The organism is Micromonospora sp. NPDC051196 (genome assembly GCF_040682415.1).
GTDB lineage: Bacteria > Actinomycetota > Actinomycetes > Mycobacteriales > Micromonosporaceae > Micromonospora.
The window spans coordinates 538544-553989 of sequence record NZ_JBFBAY010000001.1; the positions used below are offsets into that span (position 1 = coordinate 538544).

The following is a 15446-nucleotide window of genomic DNA, read 5'->3' on the forward strand; positions in this document are numbered from 1 at the left end:
GCATGACCGGCAACCGGTTCCGGTACGGGCAGTGGCGCGGCGGTCCCGACCCGCTGGCCCCGCCGTACGACGTGCAGGCCGCGGTGGACCAGGTCGGCCAGGAGGTGCTGGCCGGCGGCAGCCTGCGTCAGGCACTGCGCGACCTGCTGCACCGAGGTCCTCAGGGACGCGGCGGGCTCGACGAGTTGATCGCCCGCGCCCGCCGACTGCGGCGGGAGGTGCTGCGCCGGGGCGAGTTGGACGGCGCGGTGACCCGGGCCCGTGCCCTGCTCGACCAGGCCCTCGCGGCCGAGCGCGACGAGTTGGCCGACCGGCAGGACGAGGCGGCCCGGTTCGCCGAGACGATGCTGAGCAACCTGCCCCGCTCCACCGCGCAGGCGGTGCGGGAACTCTCCGGCTACCAGTGGGCCAGCGACGAGGCCCGGCAGATCTACCAGCGGATCCTCGACGGGCTGCGTGACGACGTGCTCGGCCAGCGGTTCGCGGGACTGCGCGAGTCGGCGCAGTTGACCGCCGACCCGGCCGTGCAGGAGCGGTTGGCCGAGATGATGCAGGACTTGAACGCCCTGCTGGCCCGGCATGCCCGTGCCGAGGACACCACCGACGCGTTCGCCGAGTTCATGCGCCGGCACGGCGAGTTCTTCCCGGAACGACCGGCCGACGTCGACGAGTTGATCGAGCTGCTGGCCCGCCGGGCGGCGGCCGGGCAGCGGTTGATGAACTCGTTGTCCGAGCGGCAGCGTGCGGAGCTTGCCGAGCTGATGCGGCAGTCGCTCGGTGACCGGCTCGCCGGGGAGCTGGCCGCGCTGGAGCAGAACCTGCGGTCTTTGCGGCCCGACCTGCGCTGGGGGCGCGGCGAGCGGACGCAGGGCGGCCAGCCCCTGGGATACGGCGAGGCGACCGGTGCGCTCGACGAGGTGGCCGAGCTGGATGACCTGCTCGACCAACTGGGTCAGGCGCATCCCGGGGCCACGCTCGACGACATCGACTCCGACGCGGTGGCTCGGACGCTGGGCCGCGAGGCCGCCGACGGCGTACGCCAGTTGCGGGAGCTGGAGCGTGAGCTGCGCCGACAGGGTTGGGTGACCCGCGACGCCGAGGGGTTGACGCTCAGCCCGAAGGCGCTGCGCCGGCTCGGCGGTACCGCGCTGCGCCAGGTCTTCGCCGAGCTGACCGCCGGCCCGCGCGGGCAGCACGACCTGCGCTCGGCGGGGGCGGCCGGCGAGGTCAGTGGAGCCTCCCGCCCCTGGGAGTACGGCGACGAACAGCCGCTGGACGTGGTGCGTACGCTCACCCGGGCGATCAGCCGGGCCGGTCCGGGCGTGCCGGTGCAGCTCGCGGTGGCGGACTTCGAGGTGGTCGAGACCGAGCGGCGGGCCTCGGCGGCGGTGGCGCTCTGCGTCGACCTGTCGTACTCGATGATCTCGCAGGGCCGGTGGGGGCCGATGAAACAGACCGCGCTCGCCCTGGCCCACCTGATGGCGACCCGGTTCCCGCAGGACGCGTTGCAGATCATCGGGTTCGGTCGGGAGGCGGCGACGCTGAGCCAGCAGGAGTTGGCGGCGGTGGAGCCGGACCTGGCCCAGGGCACCAATCTCCAACATGCGCTGCGGCTGGCCGGGCGGCACCTGCGTCGTCATCCGGACGCGGAGCCGGTGGTGCTGGTGGTCACCGACGGTGAGCCCACCGCCCACCTGGATCCCGAGGACGGGGAGGCGGTGTTCTGCTGGCCGCCGTTGCCGGAGACGATCGAGGCGACGATCCGTGAGGTGGACCGCCTCGGCCGGTACGGGGCGACGCTGAACCTGTTCATGCTCGGCGACGATCCCGGGCTGCGCCGGTTCGTCGACGCGGTGGCCCGACGCAGCGGCGGCCGGGTGTTCACCCCGGACACCGAGGACCTTGGCGAGTACGTGGTTAGCGACTACCTGCGGGCCCGTCGCGGTCGGCGCTAGCGTCTTGCGGGTACGAGTTTGTTAATAGGGGGCCCTTCCTCTACCGGAGGCGTTAACAAGGGGCCCTTCCTTTGAAGGTGCGGCGGTAGGCCGAGGGTGCGACGCCGACGCGCTGGTGCAGTTGCTGGCGCAGGGCGGCGGTGGTGCCGAAGCCGCTGCGGCGGGCGACCTGGTCGATGCTCAGGTCGGTGCTCTCCAACAGCAGCCGGGCATGGTCGGTGCGTTCGCGCAGCAGCCACTGGGCCGGACTGAGCCCGGTCTCGGCGCGGAACCGTCGGGTGAACGTGCGGACGCTCATCCGCGCCTGCTCGGCCAGGTCACGCAGGCTGACCGGCTCGTGCAGCCGTTGCCGGGCCCACTGGCGGGCCACGTCGGTACTGGTGTCCGGTGCCTGCGGCACCGGACGCTCGATGTACTGGGCCTGTCCACCGTCGCGCCACGGCGGCATCACGCACCGGCGGGCGGCCTGGTTGGCGACCTGACTGCCGTGGTCGGTACGAACCACGTGCAGGCACAGGTCGATCCCGGCGGCGACTCCGGCGGAAGTGAGCATCCGGCCGTCGGCGACGAAGAGCACATCGGGGTCGAGGTCGACCCTCGGATACAGCTCACGGAAACGGTCGGTGTACGCCCAGTGGGTGGTGGCGCGGCGCTCGTCGAGCAGCCCGGCGGCGGCCAGCACGAACGCCCCGGTGCAGATGGACATGATCCGAGCCCCCCGGTCGTACGCGGCCCGTAGCGCCTCGACCGCCTCGGGCTCGACCGCGTCCCGTCGCCGGGTCGCGTCGCCGTTCACCCCGGGCACGATCACCGTGTCGGCGCCCTCCAACAGTTCCAGCCCGTGGTCGGGCAACACTTGGAAGCCGGCCGTACTGCGTACCGGTCGACCGCCCGGGGTGCAGGTGTCAACGGTGTAGAAGTGCTGGTCGTCGGCGTCCCGGGCGGTGCGGAAGACCTGGGACGGGGTGCCCAGGTCCAGCCCGACCACCTGGTCGACGGCGAGGACGGCGATGCGGTGCGGGGCCATGGCCCGATTATTGCGGACGATGGCCTTTCGGCCACTCGTCGTTCCGGCCCGATGACCGCAGACTTTCCTGGTGAGTCGACCTGTCCGCCTGCACCCGGCCTGGCTGGTCGCCGCCGTCGCGTTCGTCGCGTTGGTCGGCGCCGCCGGCTTCCGGGCCACCCCGTCGGTGCTGCTGCACCCGCTGCACGCCGAGTTCCGATGGCCGCTGGCCACCATCTCCGCGGCCGTCTCGGTGAACCTGCTGCTCTACGGGCTTACCGCACCCTTCGCCGCGGCGCTGATGGACCGCTTCGGCATCCGCCGGGTGGTGGCCGCCGCGCTGACCATGGTCGCCGCCGGCAGCGGACTGACCGTGTTCATGACCGCGAGTTGGCAGCTCATCGCAGTTTGGGGAGTGCTGGTCGGGCTGGGCACCGGGTCGATGGCACTAGCCTTCGTGGCCACGGTGACCGGGCGCTGGTTCGTCCACCGTCGGGGTCTGGTCACCGGTGTGCTCACCGCCGGCGGAGCGGCCGGTCAACTGGTCTTCCTGCCGCTGCTGGCGATGCTGGTCGACGCGTACGGCTGGCGGTCGGCGGCACTGGTCGTCGCCGGGGCGGCGCTGCTGGTCGTACCGCTGGTGTTGTGCCTGCTGCGGGAGCACCCGGCGGATCTCGGCCTGCCCCCGTACGGCGCGAGCGAGATCGTCGAGCCGGTCAGGCCGGCCGGGGGTGCCGCCGCGCGGGCGCTCGGCGCGTTGGCCCAGGCGGCCCGGACCCGCCCGTTCTGGCTGCTGGCCGCCGGCTTCGCGATCTGCGGTGCGACCACCAACGGCCTGGTCGGTACGCACTTCATTCCGGCCGCGCACGACCACGGCATGCCGCAGACCACGGCGGCCGGGCTGCTGGCGCTGGTCGGTCTCTTCGACATCGTCGGCACGATCGCCTCCGGCTGGCTCACCGACCGGTACGACCCCCGGCTGCTGCTGGGCGCCTACTACGCGCTGCGCGGCGGGTCGCTGCTGGTGCTGCCCGGCCTGTTCGCCGCCACCACCGAGCCGAGCATGCTGGTCTTCGTCATCTTCTACGGCCTGGACTGGGTGGCCACCGTCCCGCCGACCGTGGCGTTGTGCCGGGAGTACTTCGGCACCTCCGGCGCAGTGGTGTTCGGCTGGGTCTTCGCCTCGCACCAGCTCGGCGCCGCCGTGGCGGCCACCGGTGCCGGGCTGGTTCGCGACCAACTCGGCACGTACACCCTCGCCTGGTACGTGGCGGGAGCGTTGTCGGTCGGCGCGGCGGTGCTGTCGCTGATGCTGCTGCGCCGACGCGGTGCCGCCGTCACCGAGCCGGTCCCGGTCGCCGCGACCCCGAAGGCCTGGAGCTACCGGGACTGACCTCGCCCGCCCTTACCGCAGTGTCCAGCGCTGGGCCGGGTTGCCGTCGCACGGGGCCTGGGTGACGTCGTCACCGGCCGCGGTGCCGCCGCCGTGGACCTGCGCGCACTTGCCACTGTGCACGGCCACCAGCAGGGTCGTGCCGTCGTCGACCGGCTGGAGCCGCCACTGCTGGTTGACCTCGCCGTGGCAGCCGAACTGCAACAACCGGGCGCCGTCGTCGCCGCTGCCGCCCTCGACGTCGAGGCACTGGTTGTACGCGGCGTTGGTCAGCGTCACCGTGTCCGGGCCGAATCGGTTGACCACCCACTGTTGCTCCGGCCCGCCGGTGCACCCGGCCAACTCGGCGATGGCAAGCTCGCCGGCAACGTCGAGCCCGAGGCACAGGCCCGAGGCGACACCGCGGACCACCTTCGGGCCGGTGACCGGGTCCGGATCGGCGGTGGGGGTGGCCGAGGGCGTGGCCTCGGGCTCCTCGGTGGTGGGCGGCGGCAGTTCCGCTTCGGTCGGGCTCGGCGCGGCCGGGGGCGGGCTGCTCATCGCCGTGGTTGAGGGTGGCGGAGAGTCACCGCCACCGAGCACCCCGGTGGCGAACAGCACCCCGGCCAGGATGCCGACCAGCCCGACCGCCAGCGCCGCGAACAGCAGCGGGTCGCGAGGCAGGCCGGTGCGGCGGGTGCCGTAGACGGTGCCCGGTCCATCGGTTTCCGACATGCCGGCATCCTGGTCCACGCTGGTCGGCCGGGGCCAGCCGACCCCGGCTGTGGTGACTCAGTCGACGACCTGGACGTCCTTCCAGAAGGCGACCCGGTCGCGGACCATCTCCGCCTCCGGCAAAGGTTCCGGGTAGTACCAGACCGCGTCGGCGCTGGTTCGGCCGTCGTGTTCGAGGGTGTAGTAGGAGGCGGTGCCCTTCCAGGGGCAGAAGGTGTGGGTGTCGGAGGCGCGGACCAGGTCCTCGCGCAGGGCGGCCCGGGGGAAGTAGTGGTTGCCCTCCACCACCACGGTGTCCTCGCTCTCGGCGATGACCAGGTCGTTCCAGACGGCTTTCGGCATGGCTCCCACGCTATGCCGCTCGGGCCGAAGACCGGTATTGCAATCAAGGAGTATCCGAAATGCTCCTCATGGACATCCCGGTACGACGGTGGCGCGTAAAGTGATCCCATGCACGCTGTGCGTGATCATGATCTGGCGGTGGCCCAGCTGCGACGGTCGTACGAGGCGGTGCCTGTGGGCCAACCGGTTCGGCTGGCCAAGCGCACCTCCAACCTGTTCCGTCCGCGCAACGCTCCCCGCACGACCGGGCTGGACGTCAGCGGGCTCGACGGGGTGCTGGGCGTCGACCCGGTCGCCCGCACCGCCGATGTGCAGGGCATGTGCACCTACGAACGGCTGGTCGACGCGACGCTCGCGCACGGGTTGATGCCGCTGGTGGTGCCGCAGCTGCGCACCATCACCCTCGGTGGGGCGGTGACCGGGCTGGGCATCGAGTCGACCTCGTTCCGCAACGGGCTGCCGCACGAGTCCGTCATCGAGCTGGACGTGCTGACCGGCGCCGGGGAGGTGATCAGCGCCCGGCCCGAGGGCGAACACGCCGACCTGTTCGCCGCGTTCCCCAACTCGCTGGGCAGTCTCGGCTACGCCACCCGACTGCGCATCGAGCTGCAACCGATCCGCCGGTACGTCGCCCTACGCAACGTGCGGTTCACCGACCTGACCGAGCTGACCGTCGCGATCGGCCGGATCGCCGCCAGCCGCAGCTGGGACGGCGAGCCGGTGGACGCGTTGGACGGGGTGATGTTCAGCCCTGACGAGGCGTACCTCGTGCTCGGCACCTTCACCGACGACGTGCCGGCGGTCTCCGACTACACCGGGCAGGACATCTACTACCGCTCGTTGCGTCGACGCGGGCGTGACGCCCTGACCACCCACGACTACCTGTGGCGCTGGGACACCGACTGGTTCTGGTGCTCGGCCGCGTTCGGCGTGCAGCATCCGATGGTGCGGCGGCTGTGGCCGGCACGGTGGCGGCGCAGCGACGTCTACCACCGCATCGTGCGCCTGGAGCACCGGCACCAGGTGGCCGCCCGGATCGACCGCTGGCGTGGCCAGCCGGCCCGGGAGCGGGTCGTGCAGGACGTGGAGATCCCGCTGGAGCGTACGGCGGAATTCCTGCACTGGTTCGCCCGGCGGGTGCAGATGACGCCGGTGTGGCTGTGCCCGCTGCGGCTGCGTGAGCCGACGGGCGCCGGATCGGCCCGATCCTGGCCGCTGTACCCGCTACGGCCGGCACAGGACTACGTCAACATCGGGTTCTGGGGAACTGTGCCGATCGCCGAGGGCGCCGCCGACGGCGACGTCAACCGGGAGATCGAGCGCGCGGTGTCGGAGGCGGGCGGGCACAAGTCCCTCTACTCCGACGCGTACTACGACCGGGATTCGTTCGACCGGCTCTACGGCGGCGACACGTGGCGTGCCGTACGGGACCGGTACGACCCGGAGCATCGGCTCACCGGACTGTACGAAAAGGCGGTAGCACGAGCATGAGTGAGCGGAGCGAGCGAATCATCAGGCTCAGCGTGAATGTGCCTCGTGGCGGCACGAAGCGGAGCGGAGTGCCGGCATGAGTGAGCGGAGCGAGCGAATCATCAGGCTCAGCGTGAATGTGCCTCGTGGCGGCACGAAGCGGAGCGGAGTGCCGGCATGAGCCTGATCGACCGAGACCAGGGAGCGGCCGGCGCTCCCGCCACGCCACCCCCCGGGTCCCGGCGACGTGGACCGACCGTGGCGGACGTCGTCCGAGCGGTGACCGCAGGCCCGCTGCCGGTGCGCGTCACCGGCTACGACGGCAGCGCCATCGGCCCGGCCGACTCCGGCATCACCCTGGTGATCCGCACCGAGCGAGGGCTGTCGTACCTGCTCACCGCCCCGGGCGATCTGGGCATGGCGCGCGCGTACGTCAGCGGGGATCTGGCCATGGAAGGTGTGCACCCGGGCGACCCGTACGAGGCGTTGCGGGTGTTCAAGGACGAGTTGCGGCTGCGTCCACCGGCGTTGGCCGAAGGGCTGGCGCTGGCACGCGGGCTGGGCTGGGAGCGGCTGCTGCCCCCGCCCGCCCCGCCGCAGGAGGCGTTGCCCCGCTGGAAGCGGGTGATGGGCGGGTTGCGGCATTCCCGGACCCGCGACAGCACCGCCATCTCGCACCACTACGACGTGTCGAACGCCTTCTACGAGAAGGTGCTCGGGCCGTCGATGACCTACACCTGCGCGGTGTACCGCAGCCCGGACGACACTCTGGAGCAGGCCCAGGCCAGCAAGTACGACCTGGTTGCCGGCAAGCTCGCGCTGCGTCCGGGGATGCGGCTGCTCGACGTGGGCTGTGGCTGGGGCGGCATGGTCCGGCACGCGGCCCGCGAGTACGGCGTCAAGGCGCTCGGGGTGACCCTGTCCCGGGCGCAGGCGCAGTGGGCGCAGGAGGCGATCGAGCGTGAAGGGTTGGCCGGGCTGGCCGAGGTGCGGCACCTGGATTACCGGGACGCCCCGCATGAGCGGTTCGACGCGGTCTCCTCGATCGGCTTGACCGAGCACATCGGGGTGCGCAACTACCCGGCGTACTTCGGTTTCCTCGCGGATCGGCTGCGGCCGGAGGGGCGCCTGCTGAATCACTGCATCACCCGCGCGGACAACCGGGCGCCGCACCGCTCCGGGGCCTTCATCGACCGGTACGTCTTCCCCGATGGCGAGCTGGCCGGGCCGGGTCGGTTGATCAGCGAGATCCACGACGTCGGGTTGGAGGTGCACCACGAGGAGAACCTGCGCCAGCACTACGCGCTGACGTTGGCGGCCTGGTGCCACAACCTGGTGGAGCACTGGGACTTCTGCGTCGGCGAGGTGGGCACCGGCACGGCCCGGGTGTGGGGGCTCTACATGGCCGGTTCGCGGTTGGCATTCGAACGCAACGGCATCCAGTTGCACCAAGTGGTGGCGACCCGCAACGGCCCGGACGGGGTGAACGGCTATCCGCTGCGCCCGGACTGGCTGGCCTGACCCACTGAACCTACTGACCTTCTGATCGACGAAGGCCGCGCCGGATCGCCCGGCGCGGCCTTCGTCGTATCGATTGACAAACAAATTTTGTACGTACAAACTGATTTTGCCATGAGAGATGTCCTGTACCTGGAGCAGATTGAGCAGGCCGAGGTCCTGCTCAAGCCGCAGCGCGTCGAGGTGCTGCGGCAGTTGGCCGAGCCGCGCACCTGCACCGAGGTGGCCGCCCGGCTGGAGCAGACGCCGCAGCGCGTCTACTACCACGTCAAACAGCTGGTCGCGGCCGGGCTGGTCGAGCAGGTCGACCAGCGCAAGGTCCGCGGCATCACCGAGGGCATCTACCAGGCCGCCGCCCGGTCGTACTGGCTGTCGCCCCGGCTGGTCGGGCGGATCGGGCTGCGTCGCGCCCGCGACGAGCTGAGCCTGGGCTACCTGCTGGACCTGATGGAGGAGGTCCAGGCCGACGTCGCCGCACTCGACCGCAGCGCACCCGAACTGCCCTCGATCGGTGTCTCCGGCGAGATCCGCGTGCCTGCGGAGCGCCGGCAGGAATTCCTGCACGACCTCCAGTCCGCGCTACAGGAGCTGTTCACCCGCTACGGCGGCACCGAAGGCGATGCCTTCAAGCTCGCCGTGGCCTGCTATCCGAAGGAGACCGACCATGACTGAACCGATGACCCTCGCCGCCCGCCTCGCCGCACCGATCGCGCGGGTGCGTCAAGCCCTGACCGATCCGGCCGAGCTGCGGATCTGGCTGGCCGAGCATGCCGAGGTCGACCTGCCCAGGCGGTACGAGTTCTGGGGCCGCTACACCCCCGAGGGCGACGCCCCGCACCAGCGGCTGCTGTACGTCGACGACGACCGGCTGCGCTTCGCCTGGTTACTCGACGGGGTGGAGACCATTACCGAGATCACCCTGCGCCCGGACGGGCCGGACGCCACCGTGCTGCACCTGTCGCAGACCCATTTCGACTTCAACGACGTCGTCAACGGCACCAGCATCCGGGGCGTGCTCCAGACCTACTGGTACCTGACGACCGGCAATCTTGAAGCCCATCTGGCAGGTAAGCCGCTGCTGCCGAAGGTGGACTTCACCAGCGCCGACCTGCGAGGGGAGCTGGAGATCGCCGCCCCGGCCGACAAGGTCTGGGAGTCGCTGACCGACTCGGAGCAGGTCAGCGCCTGGTTCGGCTACCCGATCGGCATCGAGCCCTGGCTCGGCGGCCGGTACGCCATGGGCGGCCTCGAGCACGGCGACGCTGCCAAGATCGTCGACCTGGAGCCCGGTCGGCGGATGTCCGTCGACTGGGGAGCGCCCGGCGTAATGACCTGGGAACTGGCCGAGTCCGAGGGCAGGACCAAACTCACCTTCGTGCAGAGCGGCTTCGACGAGCAGGACCCCCCGTACGCCGCCTGGGCCGGCTCCGTCGCCGGCCTCGCCGAACTCCGCCGCTACCACGAGATCCCCACCTGGCAACCCATTTGGCTCCCCACCACCCCCTAACCCCACTCCTAATTTCCCCGCGATCTTGCACTATTGGTCGGTGCATAAGTAGTGAAAGGTGCATATTGGCGACCGAAAGTGCAAGATCGCGGGGGCGAGGGCGGGGCTATGGTGGCGTGTCGTGACGAGTGAGCAGCGACTGGCGGCGATACGGGGTGGTTTGCCGCCGCGACGGCACAACGCACGGACGATCGCGGCGTTGACCGGTAACCCGGGTTGTACGCGCCGAGCCATTCTGGACGGGGCGGGGGTGGACAAGCCGTCGTTGGCCGAGCGGATCGGTTTCCCTGCCCGGTTCGGGCAGTCCCGGTTCGCCATCACCCGAGGCAACGCGTTCGAGGCGCAGGTGAAGGCGGACGGCGGCGCCGAACTGCTGCGCCTGGTGGCCGAGCGACTCGGGGTCCCGGTGCCGGCGGTGGCGAGCTGGACGGATCTCGGTGCCGGCGACGAGTTGGCCGGCCGGGCGCAACGCTCCGCCGCGCTGCTCACCGCTGCGATCGAGCCGCACGCCGACGAGCCGGCGAACCCCGACCACGCGGTGGGCCAGGACCAGGCGCCAGGCCAGGGGCCAAACCCCGACCACGCGGTGAAGCCGGGCCAGGGGCCAAACCACGCGGCAAACTCCGACCAGGCGGCAAAGCCCGACCACGCGGCAAACTCCGACCACGCGGCAAACCCCGACCACGCGGCAAACTCCGACCGGGCGGTGGAGCCGGATCACGTCGCGGCGTTGTTCGACCATCCGTTGCTCGGGTTGGACGTCGCCGGACGGCGGGTGCATCTGGAGCCGGACCTGGTGGCGGCCCGCCTGGGCGGACGGTTCCACGTGGTCGAGATCAAGTCGTTTCCGGTGGTGGACGGGCAGGCCGATTCGGCCAAGCTGGCCGCTGCGGCGGTCCAGTCGGCGGTGTACGTGCTGGCTCTGCGGGATCTGCTCGCCAGGCGGGGACACGATCCGAACCTGGTGTCGCACGAGGTGGTGCTGATCTGTCCGCGCGACTTCACCAACCAGCCGGTGGCCCACCTGCTGGACGTCCGCAAGCAACTGCTGGTGGTACGCCGGCAACTGGACCGGATGGACCAGCTCGACGAGCTGCTGGCGGGCGTACCGGCGGATTTCACCGCCGACCCGGCTGCCGCCACGGCGACGTTGGTCGCGGCGTTGTCCCAGGTGCCGGCCCGCTACGCCCCGGACTGCCTGGCCACCTGCGAGCTGGCGTACTTCTGTCGGGACGAGGCGCGCGGGCGGACCGCCGCGCTGGGCCGACCGGTCCGCGAGGCCCTCGGCGGCATCGACAGCGTGGACGAGGTCCTGGCGCTCGCCGCCGGAGAACCGGTCGCCGATCCGCAACAGGCGGAGGCCGCCGCGCTGCTGCGCACCGCCGCCCGGCTACGCGCCGACGCCCTCGGCGGGGCGGCATGAGTACGCTGCGGGCGCTGGCGGCGGCGCAGGCCGTGGCCGCCGGGGTGGCCCAACCGGTGGCCACCGTCCGGCACCTGCACCTGTCGCGGCGGCCGTTGGTGCTGGTGCCGCTGGCCATGGCGGGTGAGGCGAACGCGCCGTTGGCGGCGATGGTCGGCGCGGCACCGGGCGAGGCGCGGCTGCTGATCGTGCCGCAGCCGCGTAACCGGGACCAGCGGTTCGCGTTCGTCGCCGAACTGGCCGCCACCGTGCTGCCCTATGTTGACGCGCATCGTGGCGCCAACGAGGCGGTCCCGGTCGACCGGGGGCGGGACGTGCGGTACCGCTACCTCGACGCACCGCAGGTGCTGGTGCCGAATCCGGCCGGGGTGACGTTCCTGCGGCTGCTGGGCCGGGCCACCCGGTTCCGGCGGATCGACGGCGACTACCCGGTGCCGGCACAGGTGCCGTTGCTGGGCCGTTGGCTGACCTTCTTCGCCGAGCGGGCCGAGCATCCCGGTTCGTCGGCGCTGGTGGCGATGACGCAGGCGTTGAGTCTGCACTGGGCGACCGGGCAGAGCGCGGTGGAGGATCTGCATCTGCCGGCCCTGCTCGGTTGGATCGCCCCACCGGCCGGGCTCAGCGGCGCCGAGGCGGCGGCCCGGGCCGAGGATCCGGTGCGATGCCCGCCCGCCGGTCCGGTCACCGACCCGGGCTTCGACAACGAGCGGCTCGCCCCGGCGATCGAGGCGTACGCCGCCGCCGGGTCGGACGAGGTGGCGCGGACCGAGGCGTACGCGGAGTTGGAGAAGTTGCTGCGCGACCAGCTGACGCCCACCTGGGAGCTGATGTGGCGCGGGGTGGGGTTGCTGCGGGCGCTGCCGGCCGGTGCCCGGGTGGCCGCCCGATGGGACGGTGACCGGGACGCCTTCACCGCTCATGCCGAGCACCTCGACGCGGACGGTGCGCCCCAGCCGCGCCGCGACGGTGCGGTGGCGGCTGCCGCCCGGCTGCATCGGCTGGAGCGGGCCGCCGCCCTGTACGCGGTGCAGCGCGCCTACGACGATCCGCTGGTGATGGCCGAGTACCGGTTGACCGGTGAGGCGTTCGTCGGCGAGGTGCTGCTCGCTGATCCGGCTCGGATCGACGACAGCGGGCGGCGGCCGGTGCTGCGTCCCCGGATTCAGTTGGTGACCACCGACCCGGTGGCGGTGCCGGTCGGTGCGAGTGTGTCCAGTCCGGCCCGGCCGGCGCAGAAGGCACGGGTGGTCTTCGTGGCTCCGGCGGCCGACGGAAAGACCGAGGTGGTGTTGGAACTCTCCGGTGGGATGGGCCGAGGGCTGACCGCCGCACCGGGCAGCGTGCCCGAGGTGGGGGAGCGGCTGTGCTATACCACGCTCAGTGAGGCGTACGTGCCGGGCGGGAGCTTTCCGGCGGTGGAGGACACCCCGTGGACCCACGGCGGTCCGCCCAGCGTTGGCCCACCCGTCGAGGCGGGGCCGGTTGCCGAAGGGACGCCGTCCGCGCAAGTGCCGAGGTCCGACGAGGATTGGGTGTAGACGCCGGGTCACGGAACTGTTGCGCAGTGTGCGGATCCGTTCCTGGTGTCGCCGCCCAGACTGCTGCTGATGACGGTGAATGGATGAACCGGGCCGTCGGCTTGTGGACTTCGACCGGCTGGATCTGGCGGTGCGGTCGTCAGCGTGGCTAGGCTTTCCGGGTTTGCCAGGACCGGTCCTCGCCGTCCAGGGGTGCGCGAACGAGAGAAGGCCGGAGCGATCGCTGTGTCGCGAAAGGACATCGAGCAGGCAACTGTGCGGTCGGCCGGACAGTCCCGGGTCGGCCGGGCGGGCGTGCTCGCCGCCGGCACGGTCGTGGCCGTCGAGACCGTCTGGCTGGCGCTCGAACTGCCGGCGAAGGCCCTGGTCAGCGACATCGGTGCGATCGCCGTGGCGGGATGGGCGGTGCTGGCCTGTGTGGGTGCCGCCCGCCGGCACCACCGGCCACTGCGGCGGTTCTGGCTTTTGCTCGCCGCCACCATGCTGCTCTCCCTCGCCGGGCGGGCACTGTGGACCTCGCAGCGGCTGGTCGGGCACGAACTGCCGCACACGCTGCCGATCGGGCTGATCTTCACGGCGAGTCTGGTCACCGGAACGGGTGCGTTACTGTGCGCGCTGACCGCGCCGAGCACCTCGCTGGGGCGCGCCCGGACCCTGCTCGACGGGGTGATCGTCGGGCTGGCGTTGATCCCGATCGGCTGGCTGCTGCTGTTCCGCAACGTCGCCCTGGCGGATCTGCACGAGCCGCTGCGCTACGCCGGTCTGCTCTACCCGCTGTTCGACCTGATGCAGTTGGCCGTCCTGGTCGTGGTGATCGGGCCGGGTCGGCCGGTGTGGCGTCCGCTGACGCTGCTCGGCGCGAGTCTGACCATACGTGCGGTGGCCGACGCGATGTACGTGTCGTTGGTGGCCGCCGGCACCTACCAGGCCGGCACCCTGATCGACGTGCTCTGGCCGCTGAGCTACCTGCTGATCGGCGCGGCGACGCGGTTTCCCCCGCCGCAGCACTGTCACGGCGGCGACGAGGTGGGCGAGATGCCGTTGCCGCCGTGGTGGCGGGTGACACTGCCGTACCTGCCGGTGGGTGGGGTGATCGCGGCGGCGCTGTTGGCCCGGGAGCCCTCCGGGCACAGCCCGCTGCCGGTCTTCCTGGCGTTGCTGGCCTTGTTGGCGGCGCTGGCTGTGCGGCAGATCCTGGCGGCCAACGAGAACCTACGACTGGTCGGACGGTTGCGGCAGCTCGCCTACGTCGACCAGCTCACCGGGCTGCCCAACCGGTTGGCGTTCATCCGCCGGCTGCGGACCGCCCTGGGTGGAGCGCAGCCGGTCGCCGTCCTGCTGCTCGACCTGGACGGCTTCAAACAGGTCAACGACCGGTTCGGGCACAGCACCGGCGACACCCTGCTGACCGGCCTGTCCCGCCGGATGCGGCGCGCGGTCGCCGACGACGGCATGATCGCCCGGATCGGTGGCGACGAGTTTGCCGTGCTGGTCACCGGGCGCGCCGCCGCACCGGAACGGCTGGCGGAACGGTTGCTGGCGTCGCTGCACCCGTCGGCCGGCGAGGAGGTCGTCGGGGTTCACCCGTCGGCGAGCATCGGCATCGCCGAGTACGGGCCACAGCACGTCACGTACACGGATCTGCTGCGCGACGCCGACATCGCGATGTACGCGGCCAAGGCGGCCGGCAAGTCGGCGTACCGGCGGTGCACGCCGGCCCTGCGGGAGTCGGCCGTCAGCCGGGCGGAGCTGATCGCCGACCTTCGGCGGGCGGTCGACGAGCAGCAGTTGCACCTGGAGTTCCAGCCGATCGTCGACCTGGCCACCGGCACGGTACGCAGCGCCGAGGCGCTGGTGCGGTGGCGGCATCCCCGGCTGGGCATGCTCAGCCCGGCACGATTCCTGCCGCTGGCCGAGGAGACCGGGCTGATCCTGCCGATCGACCGGTGGGTGATCCATGAGGCGTGTCGGGCGGCGGCCACCTGGCAGGACCGGGTTCCGGCGGCCACGGTCGCGGTGAACATCGCGGCGGCACACCTGCGTCGGCCGGATCTGATCGCCACGGTCACCGAGGCCACCGCGGGCGCCGGGTTGGCGCCGCGAGCGCTGACGCTGGAGTTGACCGAGTCGGCGTTGATCGAGGGCAGCGACGCGGTGCTGGACCGGCTGAGCCAACTGCGCGAGCTGGGCATCCGGATCGCCATCGACGACTTCGGCACCGGCTACTCGTCCCTGAGCTACCTGCACCGGATCCCGGCCACCGAACTGAAGATCGACCGGTCGTTCGTGGCCCGGCTCTCCGAGGACACCCGGGCGTACGCGACGGTGGAGATGGTGACCCGGCTGGCCGGCGCGTACGGCCTGGGTGTGGTGGCCGAGGGGGTGGAGACCGAGCGGCAGCACGATGCGGTCGCCGCGATCGGCTGCGTGCAGGGGCAGGGCTACCGGTACGGGCGGCCCGCCGCACTGGACGAGTTGCGTACCGTGCTGGCCCGCTCCGGGCCCACGAACGTGTCCGGTGTCGCACAATCGGACTTGACCCTCACGTAACGGCAGGCGGGACCGTGGTTGCCGGAAGGG

The 15446-nt window shown here is 71.6% G+C and carries 12 protein-coding genes; 9 read left to right on the plus strand and 3 right to left on the minus strand.

The window, feature by feature from the left end; translation table 11 throughout:
* The first annotated feature begins 2 nt into the window (after positions 1-2).
* Positions 3-1955 (plus strand): VWA domain-containing protein, encoded by a 1953-nt coding sequence (locus AB0M35_RS02430; RefSeq protein WP_363740522.1) that lies wholly within the window; start codon positions 3-5, stop codon positions 1953-1955.
* Between the two features lie 52 nt (positions 1956-2007).
* Here AB0M35_RS02430 and AB0M35_RS02435 read toward each other — a convergent pair whose 3' ends face one another.
* Complete coding sequence (locus tag AB0M35_RS02435) at positions 2008-2982, minus strand: DJ-1/PfpI family protein (protein WP_363740524.1); 975 nt, start codon at positions 2980-2982, stop codon at positions 2008-2010.
* A gap of 70 nt (positions 2983-3052) precedes the next feature.
* Between AB0M35_RS02435 and AB0M35_RS02440 the strand changes: the two genes are divergently transcribed.
* Complete coding sequence (locus tag AB0M35_RS02440; RefSeq protein WP_363740526.1) at positions 3053-4354, plus strand: MFS transporter; 1302 nt, start codon at positions 3053-3055, stop codon at positions 4352-4354.
* 12 nt (positions 4355-4366) lie between these two features.
* Here AB0M35_RS02440 and AB0M35_RS02445 read toward each other — a convergent pair whose 3' ends face one another.
* Both AB0M35_RS02445 and AB0M35_RS02450 read right to left on the minus strand, forming a co-directional pair.
* Positions 4367-5068, minus strand: coding sequence for an RICIN domain-containing protein (locus AB0M35_RS02445; RefSeq protein ID WP_363740528.1), 702 nt, complete (start codon positions 5066-5068; stop codon positions 4367-4369).
* 57 nt (positions 5069-5125) lie between these two features.
* Positions 5126-5410 carry a DUF427 domain-containing protein gene (locus AB0M35_RS02450; RefSeq protein ID WP_363740530.1) on the minus strand — a complete coding sequence of 95 codons (285 nt, stop codon included), beginning with the start codon at positions 5408-5410 and terminating at the stop codon, positions 5126-5128.
* A 108-nt stretch (positions 5411-5518) separates the two neighbouring features.
* On the opposite strand from AB0M35_RS02450, the gene AB0M35_RS02455 reads away from it, so the two are divergent.
* The 7 genes from AB0M35_RS02455 to AB0M35_RS02485 all read left to right on the plus strand — a co-directional run bounded on the left by AB0M35_RS02455 (position 5519) and on the right by AB0M35_RS02485 (position 15416).
* Entirely contained in the window at positions 5519-6901 is a 1383-nt protein-coding gene (locus AB0M35_RS02455) for an FAD-binding oxidoreductase (protein ID WP_363740533.1), read from the plus strand.
* Between the two features lie 156 nt (positions 6902-7057).
* Positions 7058-8401: a class I SAM-dependent methyltransferase gene (locus AB0M35_RS02460; protein WP_363740535.1), complete on the plus strand. Its 1344-nt coding sequence runs from the start codon at positions 7058-7060 to the stop codon at positions 8399-8401.
* 111 nt (positions 8402-8512) lie between these two features.
* Positions 8513-9070, plus strand: a complete 558-nt coding sequence (locus AB0M35_RS02465) for a helix-turn-helix domain-containing protein (RefSeq protein WP_363740537.1) — start codon at positions 8513-8515, stop codon at positions 9068-9070.
* Positions 9063-9905 (plus strand): SRPBCC domain-containing protein, encoded by an 843-nt coding sequence (locus AB0M35_RS02470; RefSeq protein WP_363740539.1) that lies wholly within the window; start codon positions 9063-9065, stop codon positions 9903-9905. Before AB0M35_RS02465 ends, AB0M35_RS02470 begins: the two co-directional genes overlap by 8 nt.
* Positions 9906-10026: 121 nt before the next feature.
* The gene (locus tag AB0M35_RS02475; protein WP_363740541.1) at positions 10027-11328 is read left to right on the plus strand and encodes a hypothetical protein; all 1302 of its coding nucleotides are present in this window, start codon (positions 10027-10029) and stop codon (positions 11326-11328) included.
* The gene (locus AB0M35_RS02480; RefSeq protein WP_363740543.1) at positions 11325-12866 is read left to right on the plus strand and encodes a hypothetical protein; all 1542 of its coding nucleotides are present in this window, start codon (positions 11325-11327) and stop codon (positions 12864-12866) included. Before AB0M35_RS02475 ends, AB0M35_RS02480 begins: the two co-directional genes overlap by 4 nt.
* Positions 12867-13091: 225 nt before the next feature.
* A complete protein-coding gene (locus AB0M35_RS02485; RefSeq protein ID WP_363740544.1) occupies positions 13092-15416 on the plus strand; it encodes an EAL domain-containing protein in 2325 nt (774 codons plus the stop codon).
* The last annotated feature ends 30 nt before the right edge of the window (positions 15417-15446 follow it).

Excerpts from the sequence above, each read along its gene's own strand:
- AB0M35_RS02430 (WP_363740522.1), top strand. The coding sequence starts at position 3 with ATGACCGGCAACCGGTTCCGGTACGGGCAGTGGCGCGGCGGTCCCGAC.
- AB0M35_RS02435 (WP_363740524.1), bottom strand. The coding sequence starts at position 2,982 with ATGGCCCCGCACCGCATCGCCGTCCTCGCCGTCGACCAGGTGGTCGGG.
- AB0M35_RS02445 (WP_363740528.1), bottom strand. The coding sequence starts at position 5,068 with ATGTCGGAAACCGATGGACCGGGCACCGTCTACGGCACCCGCCGCACC.
- AB0M35_RS02450 (WP_363740530.1), bottom strand. The coding sequence starts at position 5,410 with ATGCCGAAAGCCGTCTGGAACGACCTGGTCATCGCCGAGAGCGAGGAC.
- AB0M35_RS02455 (WP_363740533.1), top strand. The coding sequence starts at position 5,519 with ATGCACGCTGTGCGTGATCATGATCTGGCGGTGGCCCAGCTGCGACGG.
- AB0M35_RS02460 (WP_363740535.1), top strand. The coding sequence starts at position 7,058 with ATGAGCCTGATCGACCGAGACCAGGGAGCGGCCGGCGCTCCCGCCACG.
- AB0M35_RS02465 (WP_363740537.1), top strand. The coding sequence starts at position 8,513 with ATGAGAGATGTCCTGTACCTGGAGCAGATTGAGCAGGCCGAGGTCCTG.
- AB0M35_RS02470 (WP_363740539.1), top strand. The coding sequence starts at position 9,063 with ATGACTGAACCGATGACCCTCGCCGCCCGCCTCGCCGCACCGATCGCG.
- AB0M35_RS02480 (WP_363740543.1), top strand. The coding sequence starts at position 11,325 with ATGAGTACGCTGCGGGCGCTGGCGGCGGCGCAGGCCGTGGCCGCCGGG.